General features: G+C 50.6%; 18 protein-coding genes and 1 tRNA gene. 7 read left to right on the top strand and 12 right to left on the bottom strand.

Annotated features, from left to right (window positions below; translation table 11 throughout):
- Positions 1-9 precede the first annotated feature (9 nt).
- Positions 10-85: transfer RNA gene (locus SK38_RS00875), tRNA-Lys, on the top strand.
- 252 nt (positions 86-337) lie between these two features.
- Here SK38_RS00875 and SK38_RS00870 read toward each other — a convergent pair.
- The 7 genes from SK38_RS00870 to SK38_RS00840 all read right to left on the bottom strand — a co-directional run bounded on the left by SK38_RS00870 (position 338) and on the right by SK38_RS00840 (position 7,212).
- A complete protein-coding gene (locus SK38_RS00870; RefSeq protein WP_048234780.1) occupies positions 338-1,222 on the bottom strand; it encodes a LysR family transcriptional regulator in 885 nt (294 codons plus the stop codon).
- A 98-nt stretch (positions 1,223-1,320) separates the two neighbouring features.
- Positions 1,321-2,577: a nucleoside permease gene (locus SK38_RS00865; protein WP_048234778.1), complete on the bottom strand. Its 1,257-nt coding sequence runs from the start codon at positions 2,575-2,577 to the stop codon at positions 1,321-1,323.
- Between the two features lie 56 nt (positions 2,578-2,633).
- Complete coding sequence (xapA, locus tag SK38_RS00860) at positions 2,634-3,467, bottom strand: xanthosine phosphorylase (protein ID WP_008785395.1); 834 nt, start codon at positions 3,465-3,467, stop codon at positions 2,634-2,636.
- Positions 3,468-3,792: 325 nt separating this feature from the next.
- Positions 3,793-4,062 (bottom strand): YdgH/BhsA/McbA-like domain containing protein, encoded by a 270-nt coding sequence (locus tag SK38_RS00855; RefSeq protein WP_008785396.1) that lies wholly within the window; start codon positions 4,060-4,062, stop codon positions 3,793-3,795.
- 230 nt (positions 4,063-4,292) lie between these two features.
- Complete coding sequence (locus tag SK38_RS00850; protein WP_048234776.1) at positions 4,293-4,688, bottom strand: DUF302 domain-containing protein; 396 nt, start codon at positions 4,686-4,688, stop codon at positions 4,293-4,295.
- A 77-nt stretch (positions 4,689-4,765) separates the two neighbouring features.
- On the bottom strand, positions 4,766-5,857 hold the full coding sequence (locus SK38_RS00845; RefSeq protein WP_048234775.1) for a YVTN family beta-propeller repeat protein: 1,092 nt from the start codon (positions 5,855-5,857) through the stop codon (positions 4,766-4,768).
- Between the two features lie 428 nt (positions 5,858-6,285).
- A complete protein-coding gene (locus SK38_RS00840; RefSeq protein WP_032944140.1) occupies positions 6,286-7,212 on the bottom strand; it encodes a LysR family transcriptional regulator in 927 nt (308 codons plus the stop codon).
- An 89-nt stretch (positions 7,213-7,301) separates the two neighbouring features.
- Here SK38_RS00840 and SK38_RS00835 point away from each other — a divergent pair, with 89 nt between their 5' ends.
- Positions 7,302-8,300: a bile acid:sodium symporter family protein gene (locus SK38_RS00835; protein WP_003038103.1), complete on the top strand. Its 999-nt coding sequence runs from the start codon at positions 7,302-7,304 to the stop codon at positions 8,298-8,300.
- On the opposite strand, the gene SK38_RS00830 is transcribed toward SK38_RS00835, so the two are convergent.
- The 3 genes from SK38_RS00830 to zipA all read right to left on the bottom strand — a co-directional run bounded on the left by SK38_RS00830 (position 8,297) and on the right by zipA (position 11,617).
- Complete coding sequence (locus SK38_RS00830) at positions 8,297-8,515, bottom strand: DUF3820 family protein (protein WP_003038102.1); 219 nt, start codon at positions 8,513-8,515, stop codon at positions 8,297-8,299. The two genes, SK38_RS00835 and SK38_RS00830, sit on opposite strands and share 4 nt — an antisense overlap.
- A gap of 1 nt (position 8,516) precedes the next feature.
- Entirely contained in the window at positions 8,517-10,532 is a 2,016-nt protein-coding gene (gene ligA / locus SK38_RS00825; RefSeq protein ID WP_048234773.1) for an NAD-dependent DNA ligase LigA, read from the bottom strand.
- A gap of 71 nt (positions 10,533-10,603) precedes the next feature.
- Positions 10,604-11,617, bottom strand: a complete 1,014-nt coding sequence (gene zipA, locus SK38_RS00820; RefSeq protein ID WP_048234771.1) for a cell division protein ZipA — start codon at positions 11,615-11,617, stop codon at positions 10,604-10,606.
- A 230-nt stretch (positions 11,618-11,847) separates the two neighbouring features.
- Here zipA and cysZ point away from each other — a divergent pair, with 230 nt between their 5' ends.
- From cysZ to crr, 5 genes are all read left to right on the top strand, one after another.
- Positions 11,848-12,609 carry a sulfate transporter CysZ gene (gene cysZ, locus SK38_RS00815; protein WP_057066948.1) on the top strand — a complete coding sequence of 254 codons (762 nt, stop codon included), beginning with the start codon at positions 11,848-11,850 and terminating at the stop codon, positions 12,607-12,609.
- A 162-nt stretch (positions 12,610-12,771) separates the two neighbouring features.
- Positions 12,772-13,743 (top strand): cysteine synthase A, encoded by a 972-nt coding sequence (gene cysK, locus SK38_RS00810; RefSeq protein WP_003038091.1) that lies wholly within the window; start codon positions 12,772-12,774, stop codon positions 13,741-13,743.
- Positions 13,744-14,126: 383 nt separating this feature from the next.
- Positions 14,127-14,384, top strand: a complete 258-nt coding sequence (gene ptsH / locus SK38_RS00805; protein ID WP_002913505.1) for a phosphocarrier protein Hpr — start codon at positions 14,127-14,129, stop codon at positions 14,382-14,384.
- 45 nt (positions 14,385-14,429) lie between these two features.
- Positions 14,430-16,157 (top strand): phosphoenolpyruvate-protein phosphotransferase PtsI, encoded by a 1,728-nt coding sequence (ptsI, locus tag SK38_RS00800; protein WP_008785405.1) that lies wholly within the window; start codon positions 14,430-14,432, stop codon positions 16,155-16,157.
- A 40-nt stretch (positions 16,158-16,197) separates the two neighbouring features.
- Positions 16,198-16,707: a PTS glucose transporter subunit IIA gene (gene crr / locus SK38_RS00795; RefSeq protein WP_000522253.1), complete on the top strand. Its 510-nt coding sequence runs from the start codon at positions 16,198-16,200 to the stop codon at positions 16,705-16,707.
- A gap of 148 nt (positions 16,708-16,855) precedes the next feature.
- Here the strand turns inward: crr and SK38_RS00790 are convergent, their stop codons facing one another.
- Both SK38_RS00790 and pdxK read right to left on the bottom strand, forming a co-directional pair.
- Positions 16,856-17,095: a hypothetical protein gene (locus SK38_RS00790; RefSeq protein WP_048234769.1), complete on the bottom strand. Its 240-nt coding sequence runs from the start codon at positions 17,093-17,095 to the stop codon at positions 16,856-16,858.
- Positions 17,092-17,958, bottom strand: coding sequence for a pyridoxine/pyridoxal/pyridoxamine kinase (gene pdxK / locus SK38_RS00785; protein ID WP_048234767.1), 867 nt, complete (start codon positions 17,956-17,958; stop codon positions 17,092-17,094). Before pdxK ends, SK38_RS00790 begins: the two co-directional genes overlap by 4 nt.
- Positions 17,959-17,996: the final 38 nt, after the last annotated feature.

Here is a 17,996-nt window from a genome sequence, read left to right as displayed (position 1 = left end):
CACCACTTCGGGTCGTTAGCTCAGTTGGTAGAGCAGTTGACTTTTAATCAATTGGTCGCAGGTTCGAATCCTGCACGACCCACCAATGTAAAAAGGCGCCCTAAAGGCGCCTTTTTGCTATCTGCGATTTATAAGATTCGAACCTGCATCGCCTGATGCGCTACGCTTATCAGGCCTACAGACAATACCCCACACGTAAGCCGGATAAGACGTTAGTCGCCACCCGGCACAGACAACACTACACGCGTAGGCCGGATAAGACGTCAGTCGCCATCCGGCACAGACAACACAACACGCGTAGGCCGGATAAGACGTCAGTCGCCATCCGGCACAGACATCACATCGTCAATGCCGCTACCAGTTTCTCCAGCGCGGGTGTCGCCTGCAGTTGGTCATACACAATATACAAATCCGCCGGAATACGTTCCTCTAACGGTCGAAATACCACGCCAGGCCAATTCATCTGCGCATAGCTGTCAGCAATTAACGTAATACCAATCCCCATGCTGATCATCGCCAGCACCGTTTGCGGCTCCCTCACCTCACGAATAATCATCGGGGAAAATCCAGCACTCAGGCAAACTCGCTGCAAAAATGCCCAGTCAGTATGAATGGAAGGCATTGTGACAAAATATTCATTTCTCAACGCCTCCAGCGGTATGGACTCACAGGCAGTAAGAGGATGTTCTTCCGGCATGGCAACCAGAAAAGAGGACTCATGCAAACGCAAACTGGTAAACCCGGGAGAAAGCTCCGTAGCCATCCGCCAAATTCCCGCATCCAGTTCACGCCGTTCCAGCATCGTCATCTGCATCGCGGGCATGTTCTCGCGAAACAGCACCTCAACATTGGGATTATCCTTCATAAAACGCCGCATCACCGGACGCATTTTTCCCCACATCGCTGTACCGATAACGCCAAGCTCAATTCGCCCTGCCTCACCACGACCAATTTGCTCCACTCTCGCCAGCGCCTGATTAGCACTGGATAACAGTCGGCGCGACTCTTCCATCAATATCTTTCCCGCGTGAGTTAACGCCACGCTGCGGGAATGACGGATAAATAGCAAAGTGCCGAGCTGTTGCTCCAGCTCTTTAATATGGGTACTGAGCGGCGGTTGCGACATATTCAGGCGAGCAGCAGCACGTCCAAAATGCAGTTCTTCTGCGACAGCAAGAAAATAACGCAGTAACTTCAGATCGATGCGGTGCGTGCGTTCCATGGATAATGCGCTCCTGAAAAAAGGATAATGCGCAAAGTTACCACATTGCCTCGCAGAAAATGAAACGGCGGGTATCAGAACCCGCCGCCAATGGAGTGTTAATGTGCCGGTGATTTCTGTGCCAGTCGTTCAGGCTCATGCTTGTACTTAAAGAACAATGCAAAGATAACCGCCAGAGCCAGCGCATACGCGGCAAACACCAGCCAGATAGTTTGCCAATCCTTGACGCCATCGACAGAAAAATAGTCCACCGCCATACCACTCAGAATTGATCCCACCCACGCGCCAACGCCGTTTACCATCGTCATAAACAGCCCCTGCGCGCTGGCGCGAATGTTAGAGCTAACCTCCTGCTCGACAAATACCGATCCCGAGATATTGAAGAAATCAAACGCACAGCCGTAGACGATCATCGACATCAGCAGCAGCACAAAACCAAACGGCGACGGATCGCCAAAGGCAAAGAAGCCAAAGCGCAGCGTCCATGCCAGCATGCTCATCAGCATCACCGTTTTAATGCCAAAGCGTTTAAGGAAGTACGGGATAGTGAGAATAAAGCCCACCTCCGCCATCTGTGAAACGGAAAGCAATATGGAGGGGTACTTCACCACAAAGCTGTCGGCAAATTCCGGGTTACGGGCAAAATCATGCAGGAACGGATTGCCAAAGACGTTGGTGATTTGCAACACCGCCCCCAGCATCATCGCAAACAAAAAGAAGATTGCCATCTGCGGTTTTTTAAACAGGACAAAGGCGTCCAGACCGAACTTGCTGGCAAGCGTGGTGTTTGCTTTCTTCTCAGCAACCGGAATTTTCGGCAACGTAAGCGCATACAGAGCCAGCAGCAGCGATGCGCCTGAAGCGATATACAACTGCGCGCTGCTCAGTTCCAATCCCATCAAGCTGACAGTCCACATCGCCACAATAAACCCAATGGTGCCAAATACACGAATTGGCGGGAACGCGGTGACCGGATCCTGACCTGATTGCGCCAGGCACGAGTATGAGACGCTATTCGATAACGCAATCGTCGGCATATACGCCATTGCGTTAACCAGCATCACCCAAAACATGGTCTGCGGATCGGTAACGGTTGTGGCATATAGCAACACGCCCGCACACACCAGATGACAAAGCATATAGGCGCGCTCGGCGCGTAGCCATTTATCGGCAATGATGCCCATAATGCCCGGCATGATAATCGCCGCCAGCCCTTTCGAACTGTAAATCATACCGACGTTCGCACCGGTAAAATCCAGGGTATTAATCATGTAGGAACCCAGGGTTACCAACCAGCTTCCCCAGATGAAATATTGCAAAAACGACATGAGCTTTAAGCGAGATGCGATACCCATTTTTCCGTTCCTTGCCATAAAGTAAGACCCCGCAAGCGGGGTCATTTTTTAGTTATTCAGGCCAGTTTGCGCAAGAATCCGCAGATCAAATTGATGAAATTCTGCCGGGAGAGTTCCGCTGCAGCCAGCGTCTGCGCGTGAGATAATTTAACATCACCCAGACCTTCCGCCAGGTTGGTGATGGCCGCCACCGCAACCACTTTCAAACCGCAGTGGCGCGCAGAGATAACTTCAGGCACCACCGACATCCCCACCACGTCACCACCGATAATTTGCATCATGCGGATTTCTGCCGCGGTTTCAAAGTTCGGCCCCGGATAAGAGACAAAAACCCCTTCACTCAGCGGGAATCCTTCCTCAGCGGCAACAGTTTGCAGGATCGCGCGGTAGTCAGCATCATAGGCATTCGCCAGTGAAAAGAATCGCTCGCCAAAACGCTCATCGTTTGGCCCTACCATCGGCGTACCCGGCATCGTATTGATGTGATCGCTAAGCGCAACGAGGCTACCCGGTCCGACTTCGGGACGCAAAGAGCCTGCAGCATTGGTGCAAAACAGCAGCTCACAGCCCAGCAGCTTCAGCGTACGAATGGCATCCGTCATCACCGTCATACCGCGACCTTCATAGAAATGTCCACGTCCTTTCATACAGGCCACCGGAATTCCCGCCAGATTTCCCAACACCAGTTCACCAGCATGACCGTGTACGGTACTCACCGGGAACCCTGGTAGTTTCTCGTAAGAGATGGCAACCGCATCCTCAATTTGATCCGCCAACGCCCCCAGGCCTGAGCCGAGGATAAAGGCTACGCGCGGCGTAAAATCCGGTTTGTAACCACGAATGATATCAGCGCTATACCAGGGATTTTGCGAGAAAAGAGAGTGGCTCATGAGATGTCCTTAATACTGAGTAATCGAAATAACGTAGCGTACCGCATTGTTATAGCGAGACTACGCAATCGATTACCAATACCGTTTATCCCGATAACCGATAGTAAATCGGTATAGATGGCATGTGCTAAATCGGCCTGAACTCACATTTTTTTTCTGCCAGAAATGGCAAGGAGTACCAACACATCAGGAATTCGTCAGACGAGTGGGCAGACAAAGCCCGCCTTGCAAATGACTGACAAACATTTGTTGATTATTAATAAGCGAAAGCAGGTACAACAACACACTTTCGCTAATCAATAATTAAAACGGGGGTAACAGCTGTTTACTTCTTATAGAGTTCGCTGGTCACTACAGCCTGAGAACCATTGCCTATAGAAGAGAAGTTCTTAATAACAAAGAAATCAGCACCTTCTTTATCTGCCATTTTCGAAATTTTGTGCATACATTGATTCACCGTATTTTCCGTTACGGTGATTGACTTGACATGCTTTAAACTATTGGCTTCTTGTTGCGAGATTTCTGTAGCAGCAAAGGCAGACAGACTGAGAAAACACAAAGAAGCGGCCAATGATGTGACTAATGTCTTTTTCATAACTATCCTCATAACTTACATATTAATATTTGAGCATCAAGATATACTCTTCACATAATATTGCAAACAAAAACCCTCCTATTTATAAAATAGACGAATCGACAAACATTGAAGAGTAATGAACATCATATGTATTATTCAATAGGTTTATTATAGCGGGTTAAACACTTGCATAATAAACGCAGAAAAATAACACTAAATATCCACGAGGCATTTAGTGTTATTTGCAATTAATTACCGGCCACTTCGTTAAGAAGGGTTGTCAGGATGCTAACTGGAGCAACAATATTATGTGCAACATCATAGTCAAACTCCAGAACAGTACTTGCATCCTGATAATCTATATGGGTATCACCATTGTCATCCTGCCAAATAACCACCCGTAGGGGTAACTCTATTGCCGCATGAGGATTTGCTTGCATGGCAGGAGTACCACCCTTTGGGTTACCAAACAGAAATAACATCGTCGGTCGCAGAGCAAGACCTACTTCCGTTGCCGCTTGCTGTTGATCAACCTGCACAAAAATACGAATATTTTTAGCATTCAATACGCTGACGAGTCTGTTTACAGTATCATCAAAATTGAACTTACTAGGCAGCGTTTTTGTCCGCTCCGGCTTTCTCATCTGTCGTTCCTTTATTTATAGAATATTCATGAAAATACCCGCCAGCGAATGACGGGTATTGATAAATGCTAGCACAGTTATTTAGGCGTCACTTCGACAGAGCCCCAGCTGATACCATTTGGGTTGTTGTCTACCGGGAGCGTGTTCACTACCTTACGCTCATTAATGTCAATCATCGAAACAGAGTTTGCAAATGAGTTAGTTACGTAAGCATACTTGCCATTTTTATCGACAACCACGCCATGGGCCCCATCGCCAGTGGTGATGGTTTTCGCTACCGTAAGGCTTGCGATATCAATCATGTTTATTGTGTTACCCGGCTTGCTCTTCGAGCCCTGATTGGTTACCAGCATGCTTTTACCATCCGGAGTGCCAAACAGCTGGATTGGTACGGTACCGACATTAATTTTCTTCACAACTTTACGCGTTGCTGTATCAATCACCGCTACAGCATCTTCACCAGACAGGGAAACAAACACCCGTTTTCCGTCCGGTGAGAAACCTACCTGGGCTGGCATTTTACCTAATGGGATCTGCGCGACTTCTTTATTACTGGCTGTATCGACAACGGATACCGAGCCCCCTTTCATATTCGCGATATAAACTTCTTTACCGTCAGGACTCACTCTGAGGCCATGAGGGAATTTACCTACATTAATTGTCGTTAAATTTTTCAAATGTTCTGCATCAATCACGCTGATAGTGTTATCTGCACTATTTGAGATATACGCCATTTTCCCATCAGGGGTGACGACAACATGCGCAGGGTGTGCGCCAACCGGAAGTTTTGCAATAACCGTATCATTTTCGGCATTAATAACCAAAACTTCGCCATGTTCCTTTTTGCCTGCATGAGAATCTTTGCCCATATCCATTTTCTCAGAATGGGCATCTTTACTCATATCCATATGTTCAGAGCCTGATGAATGTGTCCCGTTAGCACCAAGGTTGGTTACCCAAACTGTTTTATTGTCTGGTGACACCTGAACGTTATGCGGCATTTTACCAACATGTACTTTATCTACAGTCTTTAAAGACGCAGCATCAAGTACATTAACTGAATCTGCACCTTCATTTGCTACATACACTCTGTCTGCTGCAAACGTATAACCAGACCATGCCAGCATACTAATTTGCATTGCAATTAAAATTTTATTTTTTCTTATCATCGCCGCCAATACCCCATTAGTTAAATATATTTACCGGATTAGTTTCAGCAACCAGCTATTGTAGGATTATTTAACATGTCACTAATATTACTCCATCGGGATCGTGTTAATTCTACCTATAACGAGTTACTGTATAAATTGCTTAGTCATTTCATTAATCAATCGCTATACATCATTGTATTAGATACTGCTATCCGTACTTGCGTATAAAGAGTATCAACCTTCCAGCAAGTGGAAGGTCAAGAAAAAAAGTAATAATTTAAAATAGCCTTACAAATCCGCAAGCTAAGCAATTGCCTAAGAATATCGCAGGAGAATTTATAAATATAAAGAGGTAGTCCGGTGCCGGGTAAAAATATAAAAGTTAACGATCAGTTCATCGATACTGAAAGCCAAACTTAACGACATGACAAACACCAGCCATATCGTTAAAGCTGGTACAAAGGATCCCGTGCCCGACCGGCGGTTAATTCACTGGCCTGCATCCGTACTACGTCCCACAGCGCCTGGGCCGCAGTCGATAAAGAACGATTTTTACGTCGTGCCAGCATCAATTGTCGTTCCACAACCGGCGTCAGGCGTTTAACCTGCAAATGGCTGCCCTGTGGCAGAGGAAGCGCCAGCGCAGGCAGCACGCTGATACCAATCCCCGCCTCAACCATCGGGAAAAGCGTGGCAGGGTGACCTATCTCCTGAACGATATTGGCCTCAATGGAAAAGTGAGCCAGCGCCGCATCGATCAACGGTCGACTGCCGGAAGCGTAATCCTGTAATACCAGGCGCTCATGATATAAATCCTGCCAATTTACCCATTCGCGTTGGGCTAGCGGATGATCCCCTCGACACAACAGCAGGAACGGTTCGGATAACACCGCTTCACACTGCAGATCGGTCACAGCACCTGGATCTATCACAATGCCAAAATCTACCTCGCCCTGACGAATACTCTCCAGCACCCACTGTTGCGGCCTGTCGTGCAGCACAAAATCGATTGCTGGATAAAGCTGATTACTCTGGGCAATACACTGTGGAATAAGGTGAGCAGATATTGTCTGGCTGGCGGCAACGCGCACCGTTCCGGTTAACTGCGTTCCCACCTGGCCTGCTTCACGCAGCGTGCTGTGCAGTTCATCCAGAATACGTTCCAGCCGCGCCGCCAACTGGTGCCCTGCTTCTGTCAGCACCACTTCCCGCGTTGTTCTATCTAACAACCGCACACCCGTCTGCCCTTCCAGCTCTTTAACGCTGTGGCTGACCGCAGACTGGCTTAAGCCAATGATATCCCCCGCCCGGCTAAAGCTTTTGGCCTGAGCGACGGTAACAAAGATACGGAGCTGACGCAGAGAGTAATTCATCTATTCGATTCATATATGGATGCAATAAATCAATTTTATTTCTCAAACAGAAAAACGCAAAATGTTCCTACCGAATTTCAGGAGCTTTTATGAAACTTTTTCGTATCCTTGATCCGTTCACGATAACGTTGATTACGGTCGTTTTACTGGCGTCCTTTTTCCCGGCCGAAGGTGGCTTTGTACCTTTCTTTGAAGGCTTAACCACCGCTGCCATTGCCCTACTGTTTTTTATGCACGGGGCGAAGCTTTCGCGTGAAGCCATTATTGCCGGCGGTAGTCACTGGCGTTTACATCTGTGGGTGATGTGCAGCACGTTTGTTGTTTTCCCGGTGCTGGGCGTACTGTTCGCCTGGTGGGCACCGGTAAATGTTGACCCGATGCTGTACACCGGTTTCCTGTACCTGTGTATTTTGCCAGCCACGGTGCAGTCGGCAATCGCTTTTACGTCGCTGGCGGGGGGTAACGTTGCTGCCGCCGTGTGTTCCGCTTCGGCCTCCAGCCTGCTGGGTATTTTTCTCTCGCCATTGCTGGTTGGCCTGGTAATGAATATGCACGGCGCAGAAGGCAGTCTGGAGCAGGTGGGGAAAATCATGCTGCAACTGTTGCTGCCGTTCGTACTGGGACATCTTTCACGTCCGTGGATTGGTAACTGGGTATCCCGACATAAAAAATGGATCGCCAAAACGGACCAATCCTCCATCTTGCTGGTGGTGTACTCCGCCTTCAGTGAAGCCGTGGTTAACGGGATCTGGCACAAAGTGGGGATTGGCTCACTGCTGTTTATCGTGGTGGTCAGCATCGTATTGCTGGCAATCGTGATTGGCATCAACGTCTTTGTTGCGCGGAAATGCGGCTTCAACAAAGCCGATGAGATCACCATTGTCTTTTGTGGATCGAAAAAGAGCCTGGCGAATGGGATCCCAATGGCAAATATTCTGTTCCCGACGTCAGTGATAGGAATGATGGTGCTGCCGTTGATGATCTTCCATCAAATTCAGCTGATGGTGTGTGCCGTGCTGGCACGTCGCTACAAGCAACAAACAGACGCATTGCAGGCGCAGCAGAAAAGCCGCGCCGCAAAGGCTTAGAGCGGGCGTTTCAGGGGCTGCACCAGTTGCGTCAGCCCTTCAGTTTTAATCAGCAGCGTGATTTGCATCAGCTCGCCCAGCTTTCCCGGCGGGAATTCATCTTTACGGGCAAACCACAGCAGATACTCTTCCGGTACATCAATCAGCCGACGCCCTTTATATTTGCCAAAGGGCATCACGGTATTGGCGATTTCAACCAGCTGCTCTTTTTCCATCTCAGGCACCCAGTAAGCGGATCATTTCAGCTTCATCGATCACGGCAATACCCAGTTCCTGCGCTTTTGCCAGCTTCGAACCCGCCGCTTCACCGGCAATCACCAGGTCGGTTTTCTTCGATACGCTGCCGGCTACTTTTGCACCCAACTCGGTCAGTCGCGCTTTGGCGTCGTCGCGTGACATCAGGCTCAGGCTCCCGGTCAGCACTACCGTTTTACCCGCGAAGGGGCTGTCGATTTCTTCAGCGTTGATGACCACCGGCGCCGGCCAGTGAATCCCCTGCGCCAGCAGTTGGACGATCACCTCGCGGTTGCTCTCTTCAGCAAAGAAATTAAACACGTGGGTCGCTACCACAATGCCGACATCCGGCACTTTTTGCAGCTCTTCAATGGAAGCCGCTTCCAGCGCTTCAAGCGTGCCGAAATACGCCGCCAGACCTGCGGCTGTGGCCTCGCCGACTTCACGAATGCCCAGCGCGTAGAGGAAACGGGCAAACGTCGTTTCTTTCGCTTTTTCCAGCGCATTCACCACGTTTTGCGCCGATTTCGGCCCCATACGATCGAGTCCGGTCAGCTTACCTGCCGTCAGGGTGAAGAGATCTGCTGGCGTATGGACATACTCTTTCTCGACCAGTTGATCGATAATTTTGTCGCCCATACCGTCAACATCGAGCGCGCGGCGAGAAACAAAGTGTTTCAACGACTCCTTACGCTGTGCCCCGCAGATCAGGCCGCCAGTACAGCGAGCGACCGCTTCGCCTTCCACACGTTCAACATCAGACCCGCACACCGGACAATGCTGTGGAAACACAATTTCACGCGTCTCTTCCGGGCGCTCGGAAAGCACCACGTTGACGACCTGCGGGATCACATCGCCCGCCCGGCGAATAACGACTTTATCGCCAATACGCAACCCCAGACGATCGATTTCATCGGCATTATGCAGAGTGGCGTTACTGACCAGAACCCCGGCAACCTGAACCGGCTCAAGACGAGCGACGGGCGTAATCGCCCCGGTACGTCCGACCTGAAACTCAACATCGCGAACAAAGGTCATCTGCTCTTGCGCCGGGAACTTAAAGGCCACCGCCCAGCGCGGCGCGCGGGCAACAAAACCCAGTTGCTCTTGCAATACCATGGAGTTGACTTTGATCACCACACCGTCGATATCGAATCCCAGCGTCGGTCGGTCTTCTTCAACCTTGTGATAGTAAGCAAGTACTTCCTCCGGAGAGTCGCAAAGCTTAACTCTGTCGCTCACCGGCAATCCCCACTCTTTAAATTGCAGCAGACGGCCCAGGTGGGTATCAGGCAACACACCACCTTCCAGCACACCAACGCCATAGCAGAAGAAAGTAAGCGGTCGCTTCGCTGTAATACGTGGATCGAGCTGGCGCAATGACCCGGCCGCTGCGTTACGTGGGTTAGCAAACACTTTGTTGCCAGTACGGCGGGCCTCTTCGTTAATTTTTTCAAATCCGGCCTGCGGCAGGAACACTTCACCACGCACTTCCAGACGCGTCGGAATGTTATCGCCTCGCAGTTTTAATGGGATCGCACGGATGGTGCGCACGTTCGAGGTAATGTCCTCCCCCGTGGTACCATCACCACGCGTTGCGGCACTGACCAGCACACCGTTTTCATACAGGATACTGACCGCCAGCCCGTCCAGCTTCAGTTCGCAGCACCAGGTTAGTTTGTCCGTACTCTTCAGTCTGTCCTGCACGCGCTTGTTGAAGGCGAGAAAACTCTCTTCATCAAACACGTTATCCAGCGACAGCATTGGCACTTCATGGCGAATCTGGCTGAACGCTGCTAACGGGGCGGCGCCAACACGCTGGGTTGGCGAGTCGGGAGTGATAAGGTCTGGATGCTGCGCTTCCAGCTCGCGCAGTTCACGCATCAGGCGATCATATTCCGCATCGGGAATTTCCGGCGCATCCATCACATGGTAGAGATACTCATGATGGCGAAGCGTGGTTCGCAGTTCTGTCAGTTGTTGTTCGATTGATTCCATATCGCACCATCAATGATAAAAAACCCCCGACAGGCGGGGGTTTAGCAAGGAGATGTCACGCCAGAGGAAAATCAGGCGCGAGATTCTTTAACTTCGCGGATGCGGTCCTGATACTCGCGCAGTTTCTGCGGCGTCATCATGCGACGTTGATCGTCGAGCACCACACCACCCACTTCATCGGCAATGTGCTGTGCGGACTGCAGCATCAGCTTAAAGTTTTGCAGCTCGTCACCGTAGGACGGAACCTGCATAAAAATAGTCACGCCAGGGGTGCTGAAATCACCCGTCATTTCGGGGTCAAACGTTCCTGGGTTAACCATATTGGCAAGGCTGAACAGCGAAGGACCGCTGCCATCCGGGCTCAAATGACGATGGAAAATATTCATATCGCCAAATTTAAAACCGGCTTGCTGAATGCTGTTGAGCAGCACTTCACCGTTGAGCTCACTACCGTGATGCGCCGCAACGTTCATAATAATGACCGCTTCTTTACGCTGCGGTTTTTCAGCAACAGGCGCTTCTTCAACTACCGGCTCAGGCTGAGGTTGATGTTCAACGGCAGGCTCTGCGGGCTGGAAAGCCTGCGGCGCAGGTTGCGGTACTTGCTGCACGGGCTGCTGAACCTGCGGAGCAACGGGCTGATGCTGCATCGGCTGCTGCACAGGTTGTTGCTGAACAGGCTGATGCTGCACCGGCTGCTGCGGTTGTACAGGCTGCGGCTGCTGCTGAGCATGCGGCGGCGGTACCGGCGCTTGTGCAGGCTGCGGCGCGGGTTGACGCGGCTGAGCAGACGCATAAGGCGGCTGGTACTGGTGTTGCGGCGACTGAGGAGGAACACCATGTTCCTGCGCGTTACCGGGAGCATGATTCACACGATGAACGCGAACTTCGCCCACGCCTTCGTCTTCCTCGACGTTGTCGTCGAACGAATCCTCGTCTTCACGTTTAGACTTCATGCGTTTCAGTGGGCGATCGCGGAATATAGAAGACCGCTCTTTACGGCTAGTCCAAAAACCATGTACCAGTAAAGCGATTATGGCGATCGCGCCAACAATGATTAATATCAGACGCAAATCCTGCATCATTATATTCTCTGTTGTTCTAACACCTTGCCACCACGGCAAACATTTACTCACTAAGAGTATTTGTCGATTACGCCAAGTGCAAGTGCACTCTTGGCTTTCACGGCATAAAGATGAACAAAATTGTGCTTTTTGCTGTTTTTTCGAACATTTCTGAACAGCTTAACGCTCAACAACCCGGTAAGATACGCAAAGTTTACCAGAGCTTATATAACAAGGAGTATGTCCTGACCATGGTTTCATCATCTGCAGTCGTACCTCGCAGCGGCCTTTATTACTTTTCACAGGGATGGAAGCTCATCACCCAACCGGGCATTCGTCGCTTTGTCATCCTGCCTTTGCTGGTGAATATCCTGCTGATGGGCGGCGCATTCTGGTGGCTATTCACACAACTCGATAGCTGGATCCCCGCGCTGATGAGTCACGTCCCTGACTGGCTTCAGTGGCTCAGCTACTTGCTGTGGCCGATTGTCACTATCTCCGTACTACTGGTGTTCGGCTACCTGTTTTCCACCATAGCCAACTGGATTGCCGCGCCGTTTAACGGTCTGCTGGCAGAACAGCTGGAAGCACGCTTAACGGGCGCAACACCGCCTGACACCGGCGTTCTCGGCATCATGAAAGATGTTCCCCGTATTATGAAACGTGAATGGCAAAAGCTGGCGTGGTATCTCCCGCGCGCCGTCGTGTTGCTGATCCTCTATTTCATTCCGGGTATTGGTCAGACCGTAGCCCCGGTGCTGTGGTTCCTGTTCAGCGCGTGGATGCTGGCCATTCAGTACTGCGATTATCCGTTTGATAACCATAAGGTGCCTTTTAAGGAGATGCGCGTCGCGCTGCGCACACGCAAGGTCACCAATATGCAATTTGGCGCATTGACCAGCCTGTTCACCATGATTCCGGTGCTCAATCTGTTCATCATGCCAGTCGCGGTTTGTGGTGCCACGGCGATGTGGGTAGACTGCTATCGTGCTAAGCACGCGTTATGGAAGTAATGCAAAATGTGTAAAAGCGGGCTGGCTTATGCCCGCTCTTATTCCATACTGCAACGCATTATTTCCTGGTGGCATATAGATATACGAATTCCTTACTTCCCCATACTTTCTCAACAGGTATGCTGAAGCGGTATCCCAATTTCATACAGTTAAGGACAGGCCATGAGTAAGATTTTTGAAGACAACTCGCTGACTATCGGTCATACGCCGCTGGTTCGACTGAACCGTATCGGTAACGGACGCATTCTGGCGAAGGTGGAATCACGCAACCCGAGCTTTAGCGTCAAATGCCGTATCGGTGCCAACATGATTTGGGATGCCGAAAAACGTGGTGTACTGAAACCGGGTGTAGAGCTGGTCGAACCAACCAGCGGCAACACAGGGATTGCGCTGGCCTACGTTGCCGCAGCTCGCGGCTACAAACTGACTCTGACCATGCCTGAAACCATGAGCATTGAGCGCCGCAAGCTCTTAAAAGCGCTGGGCGCAAACCTGGTGCTGACCGAAGGCGCAAAAGGTATGAAGGGCGCGATTCAGAAAGCGGAAGAAATTGTGGCCAGCGATCCGGAAAAATTCCTGCTGCTGCAGCAGTTCAGCAACCCGGCAAACCCGGAAATCCACGAAAAAACCACCGGCCCGGAAATCTGGGAAGATACCGATGGCCAGGTTGATGTCTTTATTTCCGGCGTCGGTACTGGCGGTACGTTGACTGGTGTGACCCGTTACATTAAAGGCACTAAAGGCAAAACCGATCTGATCACCGTCGCGGTTGAACCTACCGACTCCCCGGTTATCGCCCAGGCGCTGGCAGGTGAAGAACTCAAACCAGGCCCGCATAAAATTCAGGGCATTGGAGCAGGCTTCATTCCGGGTAACCTTGATCTGAAGCTTATCGATAAAGTCGTTGCCATCACTAATGATGAAGCTATTTCTACTGCGCGTCGTCTGATGGAAGAAGAAGGTATTCTGGCTGGGATCTCTTCCGGTGCTGCGGTTGCTGCCGCGCTTAAGCTCCAGGAAGATGAAACCTTTACCAATAAGAATATAGTGGTTATTCTACCGTCATCGGGTGAGCGTTATCTGAGCACTGCACTGTTTGCCGATCTCTTTACAGAGAAAGAACTGCAACAGTAGTGCCAGCATGTTAAAAACGCGTAAAAAAGCACCCTTTTGGGTGCTTTTTTGTGGCCTGCTTCAAAGTTTCAACTCGCCTGGCATTGATTCAGCCCGCCGGAACTGGTATTTAACCAAACTAATTATTTTGATGCGCGAAATTAATCGTTACAGGAAAAGCGCTAGCTGAATCGATTTTATGATTTGGTTCAACTCTTCCTTTCGCGGCATAATGTTTAATGACGAACGAAACGTCAGCGGCAAGAAGTTGCCAGCAACGGATTGCACCGAACTCCTTTTGTGTCGCGTCCAGTTTACGCCGATGCTAACAATACAGGCTAAAGTTGAGCCGCCAGGCTAGACTTTAGTTCCACAACACTAAACCTATAAGTTGGGGAAATATAATGTTCCAGCAAGAAGTTACCATTACCGCTCCGAACGGTCTGCATACTCGCCCTGCTGCTCAGTTTGTTAAAGAAGCAAAAGGCTTTACTTCTGAAATTACTGTGACTTCCAACGGCAAAAGCGCTAGCGCCAAAAGCCTGTTTAAACTGCAGACTCTGGGCCTGACTCAGGGTACCGTTGTCACCCTGTCCGCAGAAGGTGAAGACGAGCAGAAAGCAGTTGAGCATCTGGTTAAACTGATGGCTGAACTCGAGTAAGTTCAACGAGTTCTTTTAAATATCAGTCACAAGTAAGGTAGGGTTATGATTTCAGGCATTTTAGCATCCCCGGGTATCGCTTTCGGTAAAGCATTGCTGCTGAAAGAAGACGAGATCGTCATTGACCGGAAAAAAATTTCTGCCGACAAGGTTGATCAGGAAGTTGAACGTTTTCTGAGCGGTCGTGCCAAGGCATCTGCGCAACTGGAAGCGATCAAAACCAAAGCTGGTGAAACGTTCGGTGAAGAAAAAGAAGCCATCTTTGAAGGGCATATCATGCTGCTCGAAGATGAGGAGCTGGAGCAGGAAATCATAGCCCTGATTAAAGATAAGCACATGACGGCTGATGCAGCTGCGCATGAAGTTATCGAAGGTCAGGCCACAGCCCTGGAAGAGCTGGATGATGAATACCTGAAAGAACGTGCGGCTGACGTACGTGATATCGGTAAACGCCTGCTGCGTAACATTCTGGGTCTGGCAATTATTGATCTGAGCGCTATCCAGGACGAAGTTATCCTGGTTGCCGCAGACCTGACCCCGTCAGAAACCGCACAGCTGAACCTGAACAAGGTGCTGGGTTTCATCACTGACGCGGGCGGACGTACCTCTCATACCTCTATCATGGCGCGTTCTCTGGAACTGCCTGCCATCGTAGGTACGGGTAGCGTCACCTCTCAGGTGAAAAACGACGACTATCTGATTCTGGATGCCGTAAACAATCAGGTTTACGTCAATCCGACCAACGACGTTATTGAGCAACTGCGTGCCGTTCAGGAGCAGGTTGCAACCGAGAAAGCGGAACTCGCTAAGCTGAAAGATCTGCCGGCTATCACGCTGGACGGACATCAGGTTGAAGTTTGCGCCAACATCGGTACCGTTCGTGACGTTGAAGGCGCCGAGCGTAACGGCGCTGAAGGTGTGGGTCTGTACCGCACCGAATTCCTGTTCATGGACCGTGAATCGCTGCCAACTGAAGAAGAACAGTTTGCTGCGTATAAAGCCGTTGCTGAAGCCTGTGGCTCTCAGGCGGTCATCGTCCGTACCATGGACATCGGCGGCGATAAAGAACTGCCGTACATGAACTTCCCGAAAGAAGAGAACCCGTTCCTGGGCTGGCGTGCCGTGCGTATCGCCATGGATCGTAAAGAGATCCTGCGTGACCAGGTTCGCGCTATCCTGCGCGCCTCTGCTTTCGGCAAACTGCGTATCATGTTCCCAATGATCATCTCTGTTGAAGAAGTGCGTGCACTGCGCAAAGAGATCGAAATCTACAAACAGGAACTACGCGACGAAGGTAAAGCATTTGACGAGAGCATTGAGATTGGCGTGATGGTGGAAACACCAGCTGCGGCAACAATTGCGCGTCATTTAGCCAAAGAAGTTGATTTCTTTAGTATCGGCACCAATGATTTAACGCAGTACACCCTGGCAGTTGACCGTGGTAATGATATGATTTCACACCTTTACCAACCGATGTCGCCATCTGTGCTGACGCTGATCAAGCAAGTTATTGATGCTTCTCATGCTGAAGGCAAATGGACTGGCATGTGTGGTGAGCTTGCAGGCGACGAACGTGCTACACTTCTGTTGCTGGGGATGGGTCTGGACGAATTCTCTATGAGCGCCATTTCTATCCCGCGCATTAAGAAGATTATCCGTAACACGAACTTCGAAGATGCGAAGGTGTTAGCAGAGCAGGCTCTTGCTCAACCGACAACGGACGAGTTAATGACGCTGGTTAACAAGTTCATTGAAGAAAAAACAATCTGCTAATCCACGAGATGCGGCCCAATTTACTGCTTAGGAGAAGATCATGGGTTTGTTCGATAAACTGAAATCTCTGGTTTCTGATGATAAGAAAGACACCGGAACTATTGAGATCGTTGCTCCGCTCTCTGGCGAGATCGTCAACATCGAAGACGTGCCGGATGTAGTTTTTGCTGAAAAAATCGTTGGTGATGGCATTGCTATCAAACCAACCGGTAACAAAATGGTTGCCCCTGTTGATGGCACCATCGGCAAAATCTTTGAAACCAACCACGCTTTCTCTATCGAATCCGACAGCGGCATTGAGCTGTTTGTTCACTTCGGTATTGATACCGTTGAACTGAAAGGCGAAGGCTTCAAACGCATCGCTGAAGAAGGTCAGCGCGTGAAAGTGGGCGACCCGGTTATTGAATTCGATCTGCCGCTGCTGGAAGAAAAAGCCAAGTCTACCCTGACTCCGGTTGTTATCTCCAACATGGACGAAATCAAAGAGCTGATCAAACTGTCCGGTAGCGTGACAGTGGGTGAGACTCCGGTTATCCGCATCAAGAAGTAATTCTTTTTGCAGAGAAAGATGGCGCCAGCAGGCGCCATTTTTTTTATCTGATGGATATCAAAACCCTGCCGGATGGCGCTACGCTTATCCGGCCTACAGCAAACTCCGTAACGTAGGCCGGATAAGACGTTCTCGTCGCCATCCGGCATTAAATCTGTGAGGTGAACGGTCGGTAACACGCCTCGCGCATCAGAATCTTCATCCCTTCCGGCCCGCTTTCCAGCATCCGTCGCTCCGAGTCTGCCACTAACAATTCACAGTCGTAGCCACCCGCAATACCAAACATGGCCCGCGCTACACAGATATCTTCCAGCGCTGCTGCCCCGTTGGTGTCAAAATGTCCAACCATACGCCCATTCTGGCGAACTACCAGCCGGTAACTCTTCATCGCGCCTCCCCTGCCGGTGGCAGAATTAATTCATCGCAACCGCACTGGTGCGTCCACGTCATCACGTCCAGCACCCGCTGCGCGGCGTCGTGCGTCGCGGCCGTCAGCGTTTTCCCCAGTACAAGGCCGCTCACCAGCTCTGCACAAAACAGATCGCCAGTCCCCTTCAGATCCGTTTTCACTCGCGGATGGGCTAACACCTCAACCGTTTCAGCCGTCACCACCGCAACGTTAATAATCTCTTCGGTATCCCCCGGCGCGCTGGTTATTACCACCCATTTCAGGGTGTCAGTGAGCAGTGATTGTGCCGCCGTAATGGCTTCATCAAGCGTACGACACGGCTTTCCGCTTAGCATTTGCAGCTCGAACACGTTCGGCGTCAGCCCCTGTGCCAACGGCAGCAGGTGCTGACGATAAGCTTCCGGGATTTCGGCTTTCACATACATGCCGCTATCCGTATCGCCAATCACGGGGTCGACCAAAATGCATAGGTCCGGATGCGTCGCCCGAACGGTTTCCAGCCACTGTGCCAGCAAGGCGATTTGCTCCGCGCTGCCCATGTAACCTGTAGTCACCGCCTTTAGCTCACGCAAGGCATCACGCTCGCTTAAGGCGCGGAGATAGCCGCTAAACCAGTCAGACGGAATAACGCCGCCGTAAAAGGTTTCATAATGCGGGGTATTACTGAACAGCACCGTGGGTACTGCCGTCACGCGTAACCCCTGCGCTTTAATGGCCGGGACGGCGATGCTGTTACCTACGCTGCCATACACCACCTGTGACTGGACCGCGACGATATCGGTCTGTAACGCCCGATTCGTGTCGTCAAAGAGCACTGACTGGATATCACTCTCCTGCTCCATAAATTTCTCCTCTCGCTGGACAGCGGGCCTACGCCTCA

This window comes from Citrobacter sp. MGH110 (genome assembly GCF_001037515.1).
GTDB classification, from domain to species: domain Bacteria; phylum Pseudomonadota; class Gammaproteobacteria; order Enterobacterales; family Enterobacteriaceae; genus Citrobacter; species Citrobacter portucalensis.
The sequence above is the reverse complement of the archived record's forward strand: the minus strand, read 5'-3'. Positions and strand labels throughout refer to the sequence as shown.